Origin of the sequence: Leptospira tipperaryensis, assembly GCF_001729245.1 — a bacterium.
Taxonomy (GTDB): Bacteria; Spirochaetota; Leptospiria; order Leptospirales; family Leptospiraceae; genus Leptospira; species Leptospira tipperaryensis.
Map to the genome: position 1 here is coordinate 3,126,148 of NZ_CP015217.1, position 18,875 is coordinate 3,145,022.

An 18,875-nucleotide genomic window follows, 5' to 3' on the forward strand; every position below is an offset into this window, starting at 1 on the left:
AATTACGGAATTTCGAAGGAATTTCCGTTAAACTATTATAAAAATGTGTCAGCGAAGGTATTCAAGAACAAATCTTTGCGAGGTCAGTTTTTTCAAAATATTGAGACGGAGAATTTCGGATATCGCAATCGTTTCCTTTTGTTTCGTTTAGAAAAGAAAACTTATTTCGCAGAATAGCCACCGTCCACGGGAATCGCGGTTCCAGTGATAAACGACGCGTCATTGCTGCAAAGCCAGACCGCCACTTTGGCGACCTCCTCGGGAGTTGCGATACGATGAAGCGGGTGGAGTTTCACGAGTTGTTTTTCGGCTTCGACTGGATCCGGTGCGAGATGAAAGAGCTCTTCCAAAATTTCTGTCTTCACGGCGCCCGGACAAATCGCGTTGACACGAATATTCTTCTTTGCGTATTCCAAGGCGGCGCTTTTGGTCAGTCCGATGATTCCGTGTTTCGCGGCGGAATACGGATTGATTCCGACGACTCCGTTGATCCCCGAGATCGAAGAAACGTTCACAACCGCTCCGCCTCCGGCCTTTAGTATTTCCGGAATCTGATATTTCATGGAAAGCCAGGCTCCTTTGAGATTTACGTTTACAACTTTGTCCCAAACGTCTTCCGGATATTCGTGCAAAAGATGATTCTCGCCCATGATTCCCGCGTTGTTAATTCCAAAATCCAGCCGACCGAATTTTTTCACCCCGGCGTCCACGGCTTTTTTTACTTGTTCTCCGGAAGTAACGTCGCAGGCGACAAAGAGAACGTCTCCTCCTTTCGATCCGATATCCGATTCTACTTTTTTTCCTTCTTCGGGTCGTCTTCCGCAAAAAACTACTTTGACTCCTCTGGCTACGAATTCTTGAACTATCGCCTTTCCGATTCCTGTGCTTCCGCCGGTCACCATAGCGACTTTGTCTTTCATAGAATTCTCCAAAAATAGAATATTAAGAAATTAAGATATCTTTCTCGTTTTCCCGTTTCTCACTCGAACGAGATATTTTTTTAGATGTCCGTTGATCACTTCCAAATCGGTTAACTCTCGTTCAACGGAAGTAACCTTTAAATCCTCTATCAAAATAAAAAGATATCTAAGTTCTTCCAGATGGACTTTTGCCTTGAGAATATTTTTTATCTTTTGCGAAAGAATTCGGCTTCCCCATGCTCCCGCAATCGAAACGGGTAAAAGAGTCGCGACCGAACGAAGGTGTTCCAAAAGTTGAGCGTGGTCTTTTGCGCGAGATCCTTCCAATTGATTTCCGAGTTTATATACTTTTAAAATGAGATTGTGGGCGAGTCTCCAAACTTCCAACTTATCCAAGGTTCTGACTTGAGTTGTCGATCCCGCGGAAACGATACCTTCCGCAGCGCCGACCGGTGGAGAAGGATAAGAAGGAACTTTACCTTCCGTAAATTTTTTTCTAAACCCTTCCGGAATCGGAACCACCTTTCGGATCGAATAGTCGAAAAATAAAACCCGAATTTTGACAAGAGAAACCTTTTCGCGTCTTTGATCCTTAGAAAGACGAAAGTAAAGATCGAAGGATTTTTCTCCCATGTTTTCTAAAACGACGTCGATCTTTACCTGATCGTTATAGAGCAATTCACCCTGATACAAAATTCCCGCGTTCGCAAAGATGATACTCTTTCCGTAGATATTGGTCACGGAGAAACCGAGATATTGAAAAAACTGAAGATGCGCTTCCATCACCAGATCCAAGATCGAAGCAAAGGAAACGTGTATGTCCAACGCAAGATCGGTTTTACGAATCGCCAACTCCGTTGAGAAGTGATAGGTTTCCGGAAATTCAATCTGTATATCGGTCATAAGAATATTCTATTCATCTGAAGTTCAATCGGGACATAATGGCAAGTATAACAATAAGATTCTTATTCTTTTTAATGTAAAGAATGGATATCCCTCGAGCCACATAAAAATCCTTGTGCGGCTCTCGAGAAAAAAAAGATCTTCCTATTCACAGTTTCGGTTTTTGAGCGCCCCGTCTTGAATCGAAACTCAACTTTGATCCTTAGAAAGACGTCGCCCTTTTTCAAATTCGAGAAGAGAAATGATCGGTTCGATTTTTGATAGGCTCCTAAAATCATTTTTCTTGTCTGAAATCAATTTCAAGTCGCGAATTCTAAATCGAGGGGATTTTTATAATCAAGCGTCGTTTTTGAATTCTCAATCAAAAAGTTCTTGCTAGAGAGCCTTCTCCAAAGAAGATCTTTCCACCATTGAGACATGCCAAAATCTACTCGGTGTTTGTTAAAAATGAATCGAACGAAAAAATTTAGGATTTAGAAAAACGCGAATTTTTCTGTAATGAACCCTCTCTTTTTCTCGTATCGCTTTGAGAAGTAGAGAGACGTTTTCCAAACTCGGAAAACGACAAAGTCCAAAGCTATTACTTGTCCGGGAAACAGAGAATCATTGGAAACAAATAAGAAGATCTATTCAAGTCCAGATGAAATGATCCGAGAGCTTGTTAAGCCGGGGATGTCTCTTCATCTTTCAGCGACGATGTCCAGACCCAATGCACTTATCTATGCTCTTGCACGTTCCTTCCAGTATACAAATCCGGAATTTACAATCAGCATGGCGGGAATTCATTCGAGCGCTCACGCACTTACAATTTCTAAGATCGTAAAAAAAATGATCACCGGTTTTGCCGGAGACAATTATCCGAAACCTTCTCCAAATTCTCTCTACTCGAATCTTTTGGACGGAACTCCGTTCGAACTCGAACTCTGGTCTCTTTTGAGTCTCGTGCAAAGACTGATGGCGGGTGCGATGCGTCTTCCCGGATTTATTACGAACTCGCTCTTGGGAAGCGATATGATTTTGGACAAGTTAGGCAAAACCGCGTTCCTCTTTCCCGATCCTCAAAACGTTTCTAAAAATCAAAGTGGGCCTAACCCTCCAGATTACAGAGGTAAAAAAGGCGTGGACTTAGCCTACATTCTTCCCTTAAATCCGGACTATACTCTCTTGCACGCGGTGATCGGAGACGAGGAAGGAAATCTTGTTCTTTGTCCTCCGAGCGGCGAAGGTTATTGGGGAGCGCTCTCCGCAAAACAAGGAGTCATCGCAACGGTCGAAAGAATCGTTCCAAAAGGATCGATTCCTCCCGAACTCGTTACCATTCCCGGTAACAGAGTTGTCGCCTTATCGGTCGCGGAATACGGAGCGCATCCTCAGTCTCTTCGTGTATTCAATCTTCCGGGAATTTCGGTCTTCGAAGGTCTTTCGACTTATCTCGACGATTACGAATTTCAAATCGAAGCCAACGAAGCGGCTAACGTTCCATCGAAAGCCGAAAAATGGTACGCGGATTTTGTAAATCTTCCCGGGGGACACGCGGAATATTTGGATCGTTTAGGAAATACTCGTCTTAGAAGATTGAAACAGATTCCTGAAGAAAACAAAGCTCTGAAACTGGAAGACCCTACTACGGTCAACGACTCGGAGCAGATGATCATCCTCGCCGCGAGGGCGATTCAAGAATACGTAAAGACAAAAGGATACAAAACGATTCTTGCGGGAATCGGAGCCGCGCATATCTCCGCTTGGACAGCGGCTCACTTTTTGGAAAAGGAAGGAATTCAAGTTCAGGTCATTACGGAACTCGGATTCTATTCTATGAAACCTCATACGGGAGACGTTTTTTTATTCAGTCAATTGCACACGAAAGACTGCACGATGCTCTCGGATATCACGAGTATTTTAGGAACGGTAGTTCCGGATCACTGTCTCGGAGTTTTGGGCGCGGCGGAAGTGGATTGGTTCGGGAACATCAATTCTACAAGAACATCCAAGGGAAAGTTTCTCGTAGGCTCCGGAGGAGCCAACGATATCGCGGCGAGTACGGATTGTATCGTGGTTGCAAAAGCGAATCGGGGAAGATTCGTAAAAAAAGTAAACTACATTACTTCAGTGGGAGATCGTGTGATGGAAGCCATCTGTCAATTCGGTAGATTCCAGAGGGAACCGAACTCCAATCACATTTTCGAATTCACACATTGGATCGCACCTCCTTCGGACGAGGAAATGGAAGCGGAAGAAGCGGTTCTCCGTTATACTTCGTGGCTTCCCCCTGACGAAGGAATTCCGCTAAAGGAAGAAAAACCGGTGACAGCGGAAGAGCTTACCGTTTTAAGAGAATTGGACCCGGAAAAGATTTACATAGAACAATTTATGGTATATACAAGACTTCCATAATAAAATAAAATTCGAATTTACTTGGGGAAAAAAATGGGCGGAAAAAATTTAACAAGCAATGGAGTGAGAATCACGGGTTTCGGTCATTATTTTCCAGAAACCATCGTGACCAACGAAGAAATCCGTTCTCGTTTGAAATTTCCGGAAATGCACCCCGCAGAAAAAGCAGTTATCGGAAATATCGGAGTCAACGAAAGAAGAAGAGCCAACGAAAAAGAGACCGCGATGTATATGGCCGCAAAAGTAGCGGAGATGGCTCTCAAGGACGCTGGCAAAAAACCGGAGGACGTGGATCTTTATATTCTCGCAAACTGGACCGATCGTTATTATCTTCCCGATCTCGCACCGCAAGCGTCGAAACTATCGGGCACAAAAAATGCGTTCGCCTTTGACGTAAGCACGGCCTGCACGGGATTTGTTCACGGAGTTCAAACCGCTTCCGCATTCTTAAGCTCAGGCAAATTTAAGAATGCGTTAGTCATCGGAAGCGAACGATTTTCAGTTCGAACACGCATGGGAGGTTACGGAGAATTCACCGCGGGAGACGCGGCGGCCGGAGTCTTCTTGGAATTTACGGGAGATAAGAATTTTGGAATCATAGATTCTTTCTTACAAGACGACGGAGATCTTTCCGGAATCATCGTAACCGGACCACCTCCTCAGAGTTATGTGAAAAGTTATCCGGAACTTGTCACCAACGCGGCGGATCTCACTCTCAAGTCCATGGATCAACTCCTGGAAAAAAACGGACTTACGATAGACGACATCGACTGGGTGGTCCCTCATCCGGGAACCGACGTAGTAGTACAGGACGTTCTCAAAAGAACCAAATTTCCGAGAGAAAAAATTCTTATGAATTTTGAAAAGGTGGGAAATACTTCCGCCGCTTCGATCCCGATAGTTCTATCAGAATTTTATTATAAAGGAAAATTCAAAAAAGGAGATGTGTTCCTCACTCCGGCCGTAGGCGGAGGATTTTATTGGGGAGGACTCCTATTTCGTCTCTAAAGAAAGAGAGAAAAAAACAGGAAATAAAACAGATATGAAAATTGAAGGTTACGAATTAAAAGAAAGAATGAATTCGGATTCGTCGACGGAGGTCTACAAAGCCGTTCGAACCAAGGATGGATCGCAGGTAGTCATCAAATATATTCCGATCCTGGACGAATTACATCCTGCGGTCGTCAATTTGAGAAACGAATTCGAAATTCTAAATTATCTCGCGTCCGAGAAGATGATCCACGCCTTCGCCATGGAAAAAATTCCGGAAGGATTTATCCTCGTTCTCGAATTTGTTCCGGGAGGAACCCTCAAACATTTCTCCGGAAAAAAACCGGTCAACCTCAAGGACTTTTTCAAAATAGCGATCGATCTCACCGAAAGACTCGGCGAAATACATAATAAAAAAGTAATACATAAAGATTTAAAACCGGATAACATCATATTCAATCCGGAAGGAAGCGTTTTAAGAATCGTCGACTTTGGAATTTCAACCCGTCTTTCCAAAGAGGAAACTTCTTGGTCCAATCCAAACCGATTGGAAGGAAGTATTCACTACGTATCCCCCGAACAAACCGGAAGAATGAATCGATCCGTCGACTACCGAAGCGATTTTTATTCCTTAGGAATCACGTTTTACGAACTCATCGCGGGGAAACTTCCGTTTGAAAGCGAGGACCTTTTGGAACTCGTTCACTTTCATCTCGCAAAAGATCCCGTGGATCCTCGCAAGCTGAGAAACGAAATTCCGGAAGCACTGTCTCAAATCGTCCTAAAATTATTATCTAAAACTGCAGAGGATCGTTATCAGACTTCGGAAGGACTAAAAGCCGACTTAGAAACCGTTCAAAAAAAATGGCTCGAGATCGGAGACGTTCCCGCGTTTGTCTTAGGTTCCAAGGATTATTCTCAAGAATTTAAAATTCCTCAAAAGTTGTATGGAAGAGAGGAATACATAGAATCACTGTTAGGTGAATTCAAAAGAGTCACAGACACGGGAAGAACGAGCGTAGTTCTGATCGCGGGTTATTCGGGAGTCGGGAAATCCTCTCTCGTAAAAGAAATCAACAAACCTCTCACGGAATCGAAAGGATATTTTGTTTCCGGAAAGTTTGATCAATACAATCGAAACGTTCCCTTTAGCGCGGTCATTCAAGTTTTCTCCAATCTGATAGAACAAATTCTTACGGAGTCGCCCGAACGAATCGAAGACTGGAAGAACAAAATCAAAGATACTCTGGGAAGCAACGGAAAGGTGATCACCGACGTTTTGCCCGAACTCGAATTTATCATCGGCCCTCAAACGGCAGTAACAGAGCTCGGCGCACAGGAGAACGCAAACCGTTTCTATTTAGTCTTTCAAAACTTTATTAAAATTTTCGCGCATCAAGAACATCCTCTCGCCATTTTTCTCGACGACTTGCAGTGGGCGGACACCCCTTCTCTCGAATTGGTAAAAAACTTAATCGAAGACGTTTCCGTAAATTACCTTTTCTTAATGTTAGCATATAGGGACAACGAAGTGGATTCGACACATCCGTTTTCGACCTTGGTTTCAGGTTTGGAAAAAGAGGGTTTTCGTTTAGACAAAATTCTTCTTAAACCTCTCAGTTTACAAAACGTAAACGAACTTTTAGCGGACAGCCTACGAAGTTCTTCGGAAGAAACTCTGAGCTTCGCGGAAATCGTATATTCTAAAACCAGAGGGAATCCTTTCTTTATCAATGAACTCTTAAAACAATTATCAAAAGAAGAAATCATCTCCTATAAAAAAGGAGATTCTACGTTTACCGGAAAATGGATTTGGAATCTAGAAAAAATAAAGAAAACCGATATTTCGGATAACGTGGTGGAACTTCTCGTCCGAAGAATCAAAAAACTTTCCCCTCGCACGCAGGAAACCTTAAAACTGGCGTCTTGTATCGGAAGTAACTTTGATCTTGGAGTTCAATCTAAAATTTTGGGGACAACCCTAAAAGAAACCGCTTCCGCAATTATGGAAACGATGGAAGAAGAATTGATTGTTCCTTACGGAGACAACTACCGTTTGGTCGATTCCATGGAAGAAGTGGAAGAAAATAAGGAAAAAAACTTTCAGATTGCCAAGACGATTCTATTTCGTTTTCAACACGACAGGGTTCAACAAGCAAGTTACGAATTATTAAGCGAAGATCAAAAACAATCCACTCGATTAAAAATCGGAAGAATCCTTTTAGAAAACCTAAACGAAAAGGCTTTAGAAGATTCCATTTTCGACGTCGTAAACCACCTAAACACCGGTTCTTCCTTAATTACGGAAAACGAGGAAAAAAGAAGATTACTTCAATTGAATGTTCAAGCCGCGCAGAAAGCAAAACTTTCCGCCGCCTACAAACCCGCGAAATTATATTCCGAAAAAGCAAGAGAACTTTTATTTTCGCTGCCGGAAGCGGAGAAAGGAGATAAGGAGCTTTGGTCGAAAGAATACGAACTCGCGTATTCGGTCCATAAGGAGCTGGCCGAAGTCTTATATCTCAACGGAAATTTTGAAGAATCGCAGGAGATGATCCAGACCATCTTAAAACAGGCGAAAACTCCAGTGGAACAAGCGGATGCCTATAACCTGTTGATGATAGAATATTCGGCGCAAGGAAAATTCGATCTCGCGATGCCGACCGTTATCAAAGCGTTAAAACCTTTGGGAATTGAAATCCCGACTTCAAACTTCGATAAGGTCGTGGACAAGGAAATCGAAGAAGTAAGAAAAAATTTAAAAAACAGAAGCGTAACATCGTTGTTAGACGAACCGCTTATGACGGATCCGAACCATATCTGGGCGGTCAATCTTTTGATCAGTGCGATTCCGATGGCCTACAACAAAGAGCCCGCCCTCTTCCCGGTAATCTGTCTAAAAATGGCGAACTTACTTTTGAAACACGGAAACCTTTCCGATTCTTACGGTTATTCCTGCTACGGGATGGTCCTCGTCGGAAAATTATCCGATTATAAAGCCGCGTATGACTTCTGCGAATTGGCAGTAAAACTCAGCGAAAAATATATGAACTCGGGCGGTTACACAAAAGCCGCAAACATATTAGCAAACTATTCTTCTTCGTTCGTAAAACACCTCAAGTTCTCCGAAGAAGTCAACATCAAATGTGTACAAGCCGCTTTGGATTCCGGAGAATTTCTACACGGAAGTTATGCGGCCATGAACGATGCGTCTAACGTTCTTTTTCAAGGAAAGAATTTAGAAATTCTTAAACCGAAAATCAACCAGCTCCTCAAATTTGTAAGAAAAGTTAAAAATAATCTCGCTATCGATACGATTTTAGGAACGACTCTAATTCTTTCCAACTTGAGAGGGGAAACGGGCGGCCATCTTGACTTTTCTTCAAACGAATACCAGGAAAAGGAATACATCGATCTCTGTAATGATCATCAGAGTTTAGCCCCGATCTGTACATTCAAAGTGATGAAGATAAGATCCTTACTGATGTATGGAGAATATCAACTGGCTCTTCAAGAAGCGGAAGAAGCGAATGGTATGATTCTTTATCTCGGAGGCCAATATGGACCATGGGAGCATAATTTTTTGTATTCCCTCGCGCTCGCGGCGAATTATAAAAAGATTACACCTGATAAGAAAAAAGAATATTTAAAGAAAATTCGAGAAAATCAAAAACAACTCTTAGTTCTATCGGAGAGTTGTCCTGAGAACTTCTATCACAAACATCTGTTAGTCGAAGCGGAACTCGCAAGACTCGAATACAAAAACTGGAAAGCTGCGAGAACCTACGAAGCTGCGATCCGAGAAGCGAGAAAGAACGAATTCCCGAACGACGAAGCCCTTGCTTGCGAAATGGCCGCGACATTCTGGCTCTCGAAAGGAAGTATTAAAATCGCCGGAGAATTTATCAACGAAGCCTTTCATCGTTACGGACTCTGGGGAGCCAATCTCAAACAGAGTATGCTCAAGTCCAAGTATCCGGAGTTTATCCGCGAAAGAGGAACCGGTACGATTCGCACTCACAGAACGATCTCGACGACGACAGCCGCGGCGACTGAAGTTTATTCCGGTCAGACGTTAGATCTTCAATCTGTATTAAAAAGTTCTACTGCGATTTCCGGAGAGATCAAACTGGAAAATCTCTTAGACAAGTTGATGAAGATAGTAATCGAAAACGCAGGGGCGCAGAGAGGAGTTCTCATTCTTAAAAAAGAAGGAAGGCTTTATGTCGAAGCGGAAGGTTCGATCACAAAAGACGACGTCGACGTACTCACTGGAATTCCTCTCGGGAGCAGCAAAAATCTTCCGATCTCTTTGATCTACTACGTGGAACGCACAAAAGAGAACTTAGTTCTCAGAAACGCGAACCAAGACGAGAAGTTTAACAAGGACGAGTATATTAAGAATTCTAAAACTAAATCCGTCCTCTGCACCCCCGTTATCAAACAAGGAGAAATTTCCGGGATTCTCTATCTCGAAAACAATCTCTCTGAGGGAGCTTTCACGTCGGATCGTCTTCAGATCATGAACATACTCTCCTCTCAAGCGGCGATCTCCATCGATAACGCGTTACTCTACTCGAACATGGAAGGGAAAGTAAGAGAGAGAACGAGAGAGTTGGCTCAGGCAAACGCGGATCTCGGATTAAAGAATCAACACATCACAGACAGTATCACATATTCATTGAATATTCAACAGGCAATTCTTCCTTCCGAAACTCTTCTTGCAAAAAATCTAAAAGAACAATTCGTTCTCTTCAGACCAAAAGACATCGTCTCAGGCGACTTCTATTGGTTCAGTAAAAAAGAAGGATCTATTTTTCTGGCCGCAGTCGATTGTACTGGACACGGGGTCCCCGGTGCTTTAATGTCAATGATCGGAAATACTTTGCTCAACCAGATCGTAAACGAGGCAGGGATCAAAGACCCCGGAAAAGTTTTGGAACATCTGAATAAGAATGTAAGACAAGCCTTGAAACAAGATTCCATAGATACGAACTCGGTCGATGGAATGGATATCTGCTTCTGCCGAATTGAATCGGAGAAACTTTATTTCGCCGGAGCAAAGAGACCTCTCTACTTTTCCAGAGGCGGGAAGATAGAAGAAATCAAAGGCGACAGACATTCCATCGGCGGAAGACAGAAAGAAGATTCCAGAACCTATACGACCCACGAAGTAAAACTGGAAAAGGGAAAGCCCACTATGTTTTACCTGACCACGGACGGATACATGGATCAGCCGAATCCTCAAAGACAAAGAATCGCCAGCAAAGGACTCATCGCCCAACTTCACGGCGTGTCTTCCCTTCCGGCGGACGAACAACAAGAAAGACTCGCGGCCTTTTTAGACGGACATCAAGCGGGAGAATCCCAGAGAGATGACATAACTTTGATCGGATTTCGGATCTAAGCTCTAAACGAAAATATAGGGAGTATGTTAAAAAGAAATGATGGAAAACAAGTCCGTAGACCTGTTTAAGCACTACAAAGAGGCCTGCGATTATCAATTAATTGTTTCCTTTAAGGGCCGACTTTCGCAGGAAGTCCTTACGGAATTCGGTTCCATGATCCGAACTTCTCTGAGTACGGAATCGAAAATCAAAAAAATCTTCGCCGTTTTTATTGAATTGGCACAGAATATGTTACACTATTCGGCGGAAAGAAGAGCTCTCGAAGACGGAAGGGAAGGCGGAGTCGGCATCATTATGGTCGATGAAAAATCGATTGGCTATAATGTTTCGTCCGGGAACCTTGTACTAAATGAGAAAATCGAATCGCTAAAAACAAAATGCGAGAAGATCAATTCTATGTCAAGGGACGAGCTGAAGACTTATTACCAGCAGCAGTTGCGCTCGGACAGGCCGGATGACAGCAAAGGCGCGGGAGTCGGCCTGATTGATATAGCAAGAAAGTCGGACGGACCGCTTACCTATGGCATTTCACCGGTAGACGATAAGCATTCGTTTTTTACACTTTCTGCATACTTCACAAAGGAAAATTGAGAATGGAATCTTTACATATCCAACAGACCAAAACTTCTCCAGAGGTTATTTTGGACGCTGAGAAAGGAGCAGTGGAAATCATCGGAGAATCTTATCCGGAAAACGCGATCGCTTTCTACAAGCCGGTATTCGATTGGCTCAACTCCACGATGGGAAACAAAAGCGCCATCCAAGTAAAATTTCAGTTAGATTATTTTAATACAAGTTCTTCGAAAGTGATCATGGACATTTTGGATTCTCTCCAAAAATATCACGATCAAAGCGGTAAAGTCAAAGTCCTCTGGTTATATAAAGAAGACGACGACGATATGCAAGAAACAGGAGAGGAATTCTCATCCGATCTTTCTCTGCCGTTCGAACTTAAATCCTACAAATAAGACCGTTCTTCGGCCGAGGACCAATCGATGGAACCAGCGTCTCCAGCGCAGAAGGACTTTAATTCTTTTTTTGAAAACGAGTTTCAATTATTAAACGAAGTCAACGAAACCCTAGATAAAAAAGATTCTCTTCAAAAAGACGATCTGATCCAAGAACTCAAAAAAGTCGGAGACGCTTACGAATCTCTTTTAAAACAATCTTCTAAACTGATGAAGATCGGAGATTCTACTCAGAATCGTCTGATTAAAACTCAAACGGAACTTCAGGATTCCAATCACAGATTGGTTTCTTCTTATCAAAACCTAAAGCAGTTGAGTGAGATCGGTCAGATGATCACTGCGAGTTTGGAACCTAAGATCATTCTCACTTCGGTTTATGAAAATACGAAGTCCATGGTATCGATGGATATTCTCGCCTTCGGGATTTTAGAAGAAGGTAAGAACGAGATTAAATACAAATTCAGTCTCATCGAAGGTCGTTATACACCCGCTCCTTCCGTGGATTCTTTGTCCGAAGAGAATCCTTCTTCCTTTTGTTATAATCAAAATCAAGAATTGATCACGAACGATCTCGAAAAAGATTTTCCTCAGTATGTTTCTCCGATTCAAAAACACTTCGGAGAAAAGACGAGTTCGGTCGTTTATCTTCCTCTCAAGGTGGAAGAAAGATTTATAGGAATTCTTACCATTCAGAGTTACGAGAAGAATGCATTTAACGAAAATCAGCTCAGCATTTTAAGAACGCTCGCAAACTACGTAGCGATCGGAGTGGATAACGCGGACGCTTACAAAACTCTTTCCAAAAGAAATCGAGAACTCAAGGATTCTATAGAAAAGATCAACGTGTTAAACGAAGGTCTGGAAAAAGAAAGACAGAAATCAGAAAGCCTACTTCTCAACATTCTTCCCAAAGCAATCGCCGAAAGACTAAAAGGTGGGGAAGGAGTTATCGCCGACTATATTCCGAACTCTACGGTTCTTTTTGCGGACATCGTGGGATTTTCCAAACTTTCAACGCAGATCCCTACTCCCAATCAATTGGTGGAAATCTTAAATCAGATCTTTACCTGTTTTGACGACATCGCGAGCAAGTATCAACTCGAGAAGATCAAGACGATCGGAGATTGTTATATGATGGCGGGAGGAATTCCGAACCCGACCACCGATCACGCGGAAAAAATCGCGTTAGCCGGAATCGAAATGATCTCGGGTCTAAAAAATCTTCAGAAATCTTGGAAATACGAATTCAATATTCGAATCGGAATTCATACCGGAGACGTAGTCGCCGGAGTCATCGGAAAAAATAAATTCGTCTACGATCTCTGGGGCGACTCGGTAAATACCGCTTCGAGAATGGAATCCCACGGACAACCGGGGAAGATCAATTGTTCGGAAGCGACGTATGACGCACTCAAGGATCTTTTTGAATTTGAAGACAGAGGGATCATCGAGATCAAGGGAAAAGGTCCAATGAGAACCTTTTTTCTGATCGGAAAAAAATAATCTTCCGGCTTCGGTATTTCGATTTTAATCGATTTCCATATTGACAAATCTCGATATATCGATTAATTAGAGCTATGGATATCCTCAAGGTCACGAAGGCCATCGGAAACGAGACCCGTTTGAATATTTTAGAATGGCTGAAGAATCCGGAATCCAATTTTGGAAAACAGGAAATCGGTGATTTTAAAAAGGACGGAGTTTGTGTCACCCTGATACAAGAAAAAACCGAATTAGGACAATCCACGATTTCCCATTATCTTTCGCTTCTTTTGGGAGCCAATCTATTGAAATCGAAAAGGATCGGTCAATGGACGTTTTACAGCAGAAACGAGGAAACCATCCGAGAATATTTGAATTTTTTAAAGCGTAAAATCCAGTGAAGACCAGGGGTTAAGTCGTTTCTTTGAGGTTAGTTCGTATCTTTCAAAAGAATTCCTAAAGTCGATTCTAAATTCGTTTCTTGTCTTCTCATATTTTAGAATATCTATTAATTTAGATATTTATATATATCATTTTTAGAGACTACTATGCTTACACTAAACTCCGATACAAAGAGTAAAAACAAAGGTTATTCTTCCATGTTTAGGAAGAATCAATTGAGCGTCGGTTTATTCTTCCCCATTGAAGCTTTTGAAGGGACAAAACCTACGATGCAAAATCAAATCGAACTCGCAAAACGCGCGGAGGAAGGAGGTTTTTCCGCTCTTTGGTTTCGGGACGTTCCACTTTTGGATCCCGCTTTCGGAGACGTCGGGCAGATTTTTGATCCCTGGGTTTATCTCGGATATATTGCCGCACAAACCGAATCCATCGCCTTAGCGACGGGTTCCGTCATTCTTCCGATTCGACATCCGATTCATACGGCAAAGGCGGCGGCTTCGGTAGACCAATTGAGCGACGGTCGTTTGGTTTTGGGTTTTGCTTCCGGAGATCGACCCGTGGAATATCCGATTTTAGGAATCGATTTTGAAAAAAGAGGAGAAATATTCAGAGACTACTTTCGGGATTTCAAACTTTATCTGGAATCCGAATTTCCGGAATTTCAAACTCCTTTCGGCAAAATCTCCGGAGTGGACCTCGTCCCAAAACCGGTTTCCTTTGGAATTCCGACATTGGTAACCGGTTGTAGCCAACAATCCGTAAAATGGATCGCTGAAAACGCGGACGGCTGGATCTCCTACCCGAGACCTCCCGACCAACAGATGCTCGTCGTTTCTCATTGGCGAGACGTTGTCGAAGAAGTTTGGGGGGATCGATTTCTTCCGTTTGCACAGTCGCTTTATATCGACTTACAAAAAAATCCGAACGCACTCCCCAAAAACATTCATCTCGGTTTTAGCTCCGGTCGGAACTTCGTCACGGAGATCTTACTCATCCTTAGAAAAATCGGAGTCAATCACGTCGTTCTCAATTTAAAATACGGGAAACGACCGGCATGGGAGGTTTTAGAGGAATTGATTGAATTCGTTCTTCCCGCCCTCAAAATCTAAAAGGGGTTCCGACTTGAATTCTTTTTTTTGGAAGGAATACGGACTAGCAGGTTTCCGAATCCGTTCTGGGATCTGGAAACCTGCTAGTTCGTAGAATTTACTGAAGAGCTTGAATCACGTCCGCAGGAGCTTGGACCAATTCCACAAGAACTCCTTCCGAAGAATAAGGAAATTCTTCGTTACCTTTCGGATGAATAAAACAGACGTCGTAACCCGCCGCGCCTTTTCTGATTCCACCGGGAGTAAAACGAACTCCCTTTGCAGTCAGCCATTCCACTGCTTTATGAATATCATCCACCCAAAGTCCGATATGATTCAGCTTTGGTTCGTGCACCTTGGGGCTTTTGTTTACGTCGATCGGTTGCATGATGTCGACTTCGACTGCGAAAGGGCCCTTCCCCATTCTTAGAATGTCCTCGTCTACGTTTTCCTTTTCGCTTTTAAAGGTTCCCGTTTTTTCCAAGCCCATGATATCCACCCAGAACGTTTCGAGTTTCTTTTTATCTTCTCCGCCGACTGCAATCTGTTGAATTCCTAAAATTTTAAATGGTCTCATAATGTTATTTCCAAAAACGATTTTCTTGATTCCAACCTTCTACTCTGCGCTTTCTTTTTTTAAAAAAAGAATTCAGATTCGTTCTTCTTCGAAGGTCGGATCTTGAATCCAGAAAATTCCCTCGCTTTCTCTTTGGCAACTTCATTCCCTCGAGAAGGTTTTCGCTTATTTTGAGTTTGCGATTCGGCCGTATTCTTCCATCCAAGTCGGAACTACACGAACCAGTTGTAGACAAGTTTCTCCGAGCGTAGACCAAACGGACTTCAAGTCCGATTGCAATTTTTTTTAGGCGACCCGTTTGTCGGAAGAATCGAATCTACGAAGAATTCTTTTTGTGTGAGTTCCTACTTTCCTTTCAAAGAAAAAGTAGGAACTCACACTTTCTTTCGATTCACGAATAATCGCCTTCGGAATCTACAAAGCAAACGGTTCGAAGGTCACTTCAAAACATAAGTTCCGATCTGGGGAAAGTGATCGCTGATATCCCAGACCTTCTCGCTTTGATCGACTCTGTAAGCGCTCTGTCTCAAATTGGAAGAATAAAAAATATAATCGATCGTCCGGTCCGGTTTTCCAATCGCGGGATCGTTGGAAAAATGAGTATAGTATTTCGCCTTCTCCGGTCCATTCAAGATATCTAATGGAACCGCGGAACTCCAATGATCGAACAAAGGTTTGATTTCCTTTTCATCCGAATAAAAGAACGCGCCGTTCGCATGCATCGCCTTACGATCAAAATCGGGAGGAAGAAGATTAAAATCTCCGCCTAACACCCAGGAATGGCCCGCGAGATCCAACTCCTTGAGGAGTCCGGCGATCGTATCGACTTGTTTATGCATCGTATCCGTTCCTTGAGAGAACGCGTCCAAATGAGTATTCAAAACCGTAAACCTCTCTCCGCCTTCGATCGGAAAATCGTTTTGAAGAATCGCACGTTTCAAATTGAACTGAGTCGAGATCGGATCGGCGGGCATCAAAGGAAGAGAATGTCGGATTCCATCGGAGATCTTAAACTTGCTGATCGTCGCGAGTTTCATTCCCACACTTCCGAGAATTTTTGGATGAGGAACAAACGCCGACTTCCAGTAAAAAGCCTCGCTGCTGCAGACGTAAGAAGGATCCAGTCCGGCAAGAATTCTTTCCAACTGATTTTCTTTGAAAGTATTCTTAGCTCCGTCATGCACTTCTTGCAAAAGAATCACGTCCGGATTTTCCGAACGAATATAATCGGTTATCTTTTTGAGAGTGCTTTCGATTTCTTCCCTTGAAGGACCGATATCGGGACCGTCTCCGTTTGGAACGTCATACCAAAACACTCTCTTCTTACCCGCAAGATATTGCACGTTCCAGACAAGAACTTTAATCTTAGAATCCGCTTTCAAAATCGGAGCGTCCTCCGCGCACTTGACTTCCGCCGGTTGCGCCTGATCGGGATGAAAGGTGATGGAATAAATCAGAATCAAAAGAGAACCAAAAAGAATTCCCAATACCGCCAATATTTTTCGAAACCAAGCCATCACGACACTCCTTAAAAACCGTCTAAACGAACGATACCATCGTTCAAAGAGAATACAAGCTACGGGAACAAAAGCGAGTGTAAAGGATTTTCTTTTTAAGAGGGTGGAATAAAACTGACTCTAAAGAGCCCGAGATGAAAACAATTCTTACGATCTTATCCATCCTCTTCTTCGCACAAGTCTCCATTCATTCGGAAGAAATCGAACTCAAGATCCGTATCAAAAACGGAACCACCGGTAAAGAAGGAAACATCGAATCCCTTCGTATCATCGCCCTCCAACAAGGGATGATTCCGATCAAAGACCTCGGTCCTGCGAAGGGCGACTTTGTAGTATCCAAACTCACGGTTCCGGATCAATCCCCGATTCTTCTCCAAGCAAAATACGCGGGAGTCAACTACAACAAGATGGTGCCCCCGGTTCCCGTGATGCGATCCGCAGTACAAGAGATCGTGGTCTACGAAAAAACAAGGGACAAATCTCTCGTAAGAACGAGATCGGCGATGCAGATCACGAGGGGAAAAGATTTCCTTCGAGTATTTAAAATTTTTCTCATCTCCAACAATACGATTCCTCCTAAGAGTTATCAAGACGAACAAAATCCGTTCGAGGTTTATGTGCCTTCCGAAGCGACCGAAGTAGTCGGACAACTCACACAAGGAGAAGCGAGGATGGCGATTCCTCTTCAACTTCAAGACGGACCAAACGGAAAGTATCTGGATCGCGCCATTCTTCCCGGAAGTTCAGAATTACAAATTTCTTATACGATTCCGGCGAGCAATCTTTCTAAGGTCACGTTTAAAGATAGAATGCTGGCGGAAAAGAGCGAGGGGTTTCGCGCGGTTTTTTCCAAACCGGGAGACATGGAAGTTTCTTTTATCGGAGCTTCCAAACAGGAAAGGATCGAAGAAGACGTTCCTTCCGATATGAAAGCGTTTAAGATCGGTTATCCGGCTCCTCAATACGAGGTTTCGATTTCGGTCTCCGGAGGAGCGCCCGTGATGGATGTGGAAACGGAACGAGTCAATCGTAAGATCGAAAACGGAACCTGGTTCCCGACGACGGAACGTTCGATTCTCGGATTGGTAGCGATCTTGGGATTTCTATTTACTCTTTCTTTCGTATTTATCTACAAAAAGAACTAAGATGATTTCAGAATTTTAGACGGCGCTTTTTTTCTTTCCGGCGCTCTGCGTCTTTTTCTTTAGCTTCAAAGAAGAATCTTTTGTATCCGGAAGAATCCTTTCTCGAAAAAGAGTTTCCAAAAATGCCTGAATGTCCTGGAACACGACTTCTCTGTGTTCCGGATATTCGTTCATGAGTTCGTGATAAAGACCCGGATAGATCTTGATTCTTTTGTTTCGATAGATTAGATTTTTATAAAGTTCCGCGGAGCCGTTTACGTCCACGATTCCGTCTTCCTGGCCGTGAAGAATCAGGACCGGACAACGAAGAACCCCCGCCTTTTTGATCAGCTTAGGCCCGATCTCTAAAAGTTCGGACCCCATTCTTAAAGAAACCTTACCGTGAACAAGAGGATCCTGACGATACGCTTCGATCACGTCCGGATCGTGGGAAAGAAACTGAAGATCCAACTCCGCGTCCACGATCGTAGAGGGAGAAATTTTACTCAAAAAACCTGCGGCTATTTTTTTAAGCTGTTTCTTAAAATCCATTCTTACCATAAGAGCTGGCGCGGAAAGAATCAAACCCAAGATATTGTCCTGATTGATGCCTTCCTGGGAATAACGAAGAGCAACGGCTCCCCCCAAAGAATGACCTAACAGAAAAAAACGATCCTTTTGTTCTCTTTTCAAAACTTCGGAAGCGAAATCGGAAAGATCCCGAACATACTGATCGAAAGAATCAGCGTGACCTCTTCTTCCTTCCGATCTTCCGTGGCCTCTCATGTCGAAAGAATAGAAATTGATATCACTCTTCCCAAAAAAACGGAGCAAGTTCGCATAACGGCCACTATGTTCTCCGAAACCGTGATGAACGATCATCAAACGATTTGCGTTCGGCTTTGTCCAAGACTGACAGTATAACTTTGATTTATCGGAGCTTGATAGAATATAGAATTCTTTGTGGTGAAAGGTCATAGCGAAAACCGAGTTATCTGGAAGAAAGGAATCATCAAAACAATAGGGGTCAACTAAATATTCTTCCTTGAACAAAGAAAGATCCATTTTTCATTTCGATGATTGAGAAAGACAACGATTCGGC

The 18,875-nt window shown here is 43.1% G+C and carries 14 protein-coding genes; 9 read left to right on the forward strand and 5 right to left on the reverse strand.

Annotation, left to right across the window (positions count from 1 at the left end; all coding sequences use genetic code 11):
- Positions 1-161: 161 nt before the first annotated feature.
- Entirely contained in the window at positions 162-920 is a 759-nt protein-coding gene (locus A0128_RS14605; RefSeq protein WP_069608189.1) for an SDR family NAD(P)-dependent oxidoreductase, read from the reverse strand.
- Between the two features lie 30 nt (positions 921-950).
- Entirely contained in the window at positions 951-1,823 is an 873-nt protein-coding gene (locus A0128_RS14610; protein WP_069608190.1) for an acyl-CoA thioesterase, read from the reverse strand.
- Positions 1,824-2,429: 606 nt separating this feature from the next.
- On the opposite strand from A0128_RS14610, the gene A0128_RS14615 reads away from it, so the two are divergent.
- The 8 genes from A0128_RS14615 to A0128_RS14650 all read left to right on the forward strand — a co-directional run bounded on the left by A0128_RS14615 (position 2,430) and on the right by A0128_RS14650 (position 14,576).
- Positions 2,430-4,217, forward strand: a complete 1,788-nt coding sequence (locus A0128_RS14615; RefSeq protein WP_069608191.1) for a CoA-transferase — start codon at positions 2,430-2,432, stop codon at positions 4,215-4,217.
- A 33-nt stretch (positions 4,218-4,250) separates the two neighbouring features.
- Positions 4,251-5,225: a ketoacyl-ACP synthase III gene (locus tag A0128_RS14620; protein ID WP_069608192.1), complete on the forward strand. Its 975-nt coding sequence runs from the start codon at positions 4,251-4,253 to the stop codon at positions 5,223-5,225.
- Positions 5,226-5,259: 34 nt separating this feature from the next.
- Positions 5,260-10,614 carry an AAA family ATPase gene (locus A0128_RS14625; protein WP_069608193.1) on the forward strand — a complete coding sequence of 1,785 codons (5,355 nt, stop codon included), beginning with the start codon at positions 5,260-5,262 and terminating at the stop codon, positions 10,612-10,614.
- 37 nt (positions 10,615-10,651) lie between these two features.
- Complete coding sequence (locus A0128_RS14630; RefSeq protein WP_069608194.1) at positions 10,652-11,206, forward strand: SiaB family protein kinase; 555 nt, start codon at positions 10,652-10,654, stop codon at positions 11,204-11,206.
- A gap of 2 nt (positions 11,207-11,208) precedes the next feature.
- Positions 11,209-11,583, forward strand: a complete 375-nt coding sequence (locus tag A0128_RS14635; protein WP_069608195.1) for a DUF1987 domain-containing protein — start codon at positions 11,209-11,211, stop codon at positions 11,581-11,583.
- A 27-nt stretch (positions 11,584-11,610) separates the two neighbouring features.
- Complete coding sequence (locus A0128_RS14640; protein WP_069608196.1) at positions 11,611-13,086, forward strand: adenylate/guanylate cyclase domain-containing protein; 1,476 nt, start codon at positions 11,611-11,613, stop codon at positions 13,084-13,086.
- 74 nt (positions 13,087-13,160) lie between these two features.
- Complete coding sequence (locus A0128_RS14645; RefSeq protein WP_069608197.1) at positions 13,161-13,466, forward strand: ArsR/SmtB family transcription factor; 306 nt, start codon at positions 13,161-13,163, stop codon at positions 13,464-13,466.
- A 147-nt stretch (positions 13,467-13,613) separates the two neighbouring features.
- Positions 13,614-14,576 (forward strand): LLM class oxidoreductase, encoded by a 963-nt coding sequence (locus tag A0128_RS14650; protein ID WP_069608198.1) that lies wholly within the window; start codon positions 13,614-13,616, stop codon positions 14,574-14,576.
- Between the two features lie 97 nt (positions 14,577-14,673).
- Here A0128_RS14650 and A0128_RS14655 read toward each other — a convergent pair whose 3' ends face one another.
- Both A0128_RS14655 and A0128_RS14670 read right to left on the reverse strand, forming a co-directional pair.
- Positions 14,674-15,132, reverse strand: a complete 459-nt coding sequence (locus tag A0128_RS14655) for a VOC family protein (protein WP_069608199.1) — start codon at positions 15,130-15,132, stop codon at positions 14,674-14,676.
- A gap of 437 nt (positions 15,133-15,569) precedes the next feature.
- Entirely contained in the window at positions 15,570-16,649 is a 1,080-nt protein-coding gene (locus tag A0128_RS14670; RefSeq protein WP_069608202.1) for an endonuclease/exonuclease/phosphatase family protein, read from the reverse strand.
- A 134-nt stretch (positions 16,650-16,783) separates the two neighbouring features.
- Here A0128_RS14670 and A0128_RS14675 point away from each other — a divergent pair, with 134 nt between their 5' ends.
- Positions 16,784-17,794 (forward strand): hypothetical protein, encoded by a 1,011-nt coding sequence (locus A0128_RS14675; protein WP_069608203.1) that lies wholly within the window; start codon positions 16,784-16,786, stop codon positions 17,792-17,794.
- Between the two features lie 15 nt (positions 17,795-17,809).
- Here the strand turns inward: A0128_RS14675 and A0128_RS14680 are convergent, their stop codons facing one another.
- Positions 17,810-18,751, reverse strand: a complete 942-nt coding sequence (locus tag A0128_RS14680) for an alpha/beta hydrolase (RefSeq protein ID WP_069609317.1) — start codon at positions 18,749-18,751, stop codon at positions 17,810-17,812.
- Positions 18,752-18,875: the final 124 nt, after the last annotated feature.

Excerpts from the sequence above, each read along its gene's own strand:
- A0128_RS14610 (WP_069608190.1), bottom strand. The coding sequence starts at position 1,823 with ATGACCGATATACAGATTGAATTTCCGGAAACCTATCACTTCTCAACG.
- A0128_RS14650 (WP_069608198.1), top strand. The coding sequence starts at position 13,614 with ATGCTTACACTAAACTCCGATACAAAGAGTAAAAACAAAGGTTATTCT.
- A0128_RS14670 (WP_069608202.1), bottom strand. The coding sequence starts at position 16,649 with ATGGCTTGGTTTCGAAAAATATTGGCGGTATTGGGAATTCTTTTTGGT.
- A0128_RS14630 (WP_069608194.1), top strand. The coding sequence starts at position 10,652 with ATGATGGAAAACAAGTCCGTAGACCTGTTTAAGCACTACAAAGAGGCC.
- A0128_RS14640 (WP_069608196.1), top strand. The coding sequence starts at position 11,611 with ATGGAACCAGCGTCTCCAGCGCAGAAGGACTTTAATTCTTTTTTTGAA.
- A0128_RS14605 (WP_069608189.1), bottom strand. The coding sequence starts at position 920 with ATGAAAGACAAAGTCGCTATGGTGACCGGCGGAAGCACAGGAATCGGA.
- A0128_RS14620 (WP_069608192.1), top strand. The coding sequence starts at position 4,251 with ATGGGCGGAAAAAATTTAACAAGCAATGGAGTGAGAATCACGGGTTTC.
- A0128_RS14635 (WP_069608195.1), top strand. The coding sequence starts at position 11,209 with ATGGAATCTTTACATATCCAACAGACCAAAACTTCTCCAGAGGTTATT.
- A0128_RS14645 (WP_069608197.1), top strand. The coding sequence starts at position 13,161 with ATGGATATCCTCAAGGTCACGAAGGCCATCGGAAACGAGACCCGTTTG.
- A0128_RS14675 (WP_069608203.1), top strand. The coding sequence starts at position 16,784 with ATGAAAACAATTCTTACGATCTTATCCATCCTCTTCTTCGCACAAGTC.
- A0128_RS14625 (WP_069608193.1), top strand. The coding sequence starts at position 5,260 with ATGAAAATTGAAGGTTACGAATTAAAAGAAAGAATGAATTCGGATTCG.
- A0128_RS14655 (WP_069608199.1), bottom strand. The coding sequence starts at position 15,132 with ATGAGACCATTTAAAATTTTAGGAATTCAACAGATTGCAGTCGGCGGA.
- A0128_RS14680 (WP_069609317.1), bottom strand. The coding sequence starts at position 18,751 with ATGACCTTTCACCACAAAGAATTCTATATTCTATCAAGCTCCGATAAA.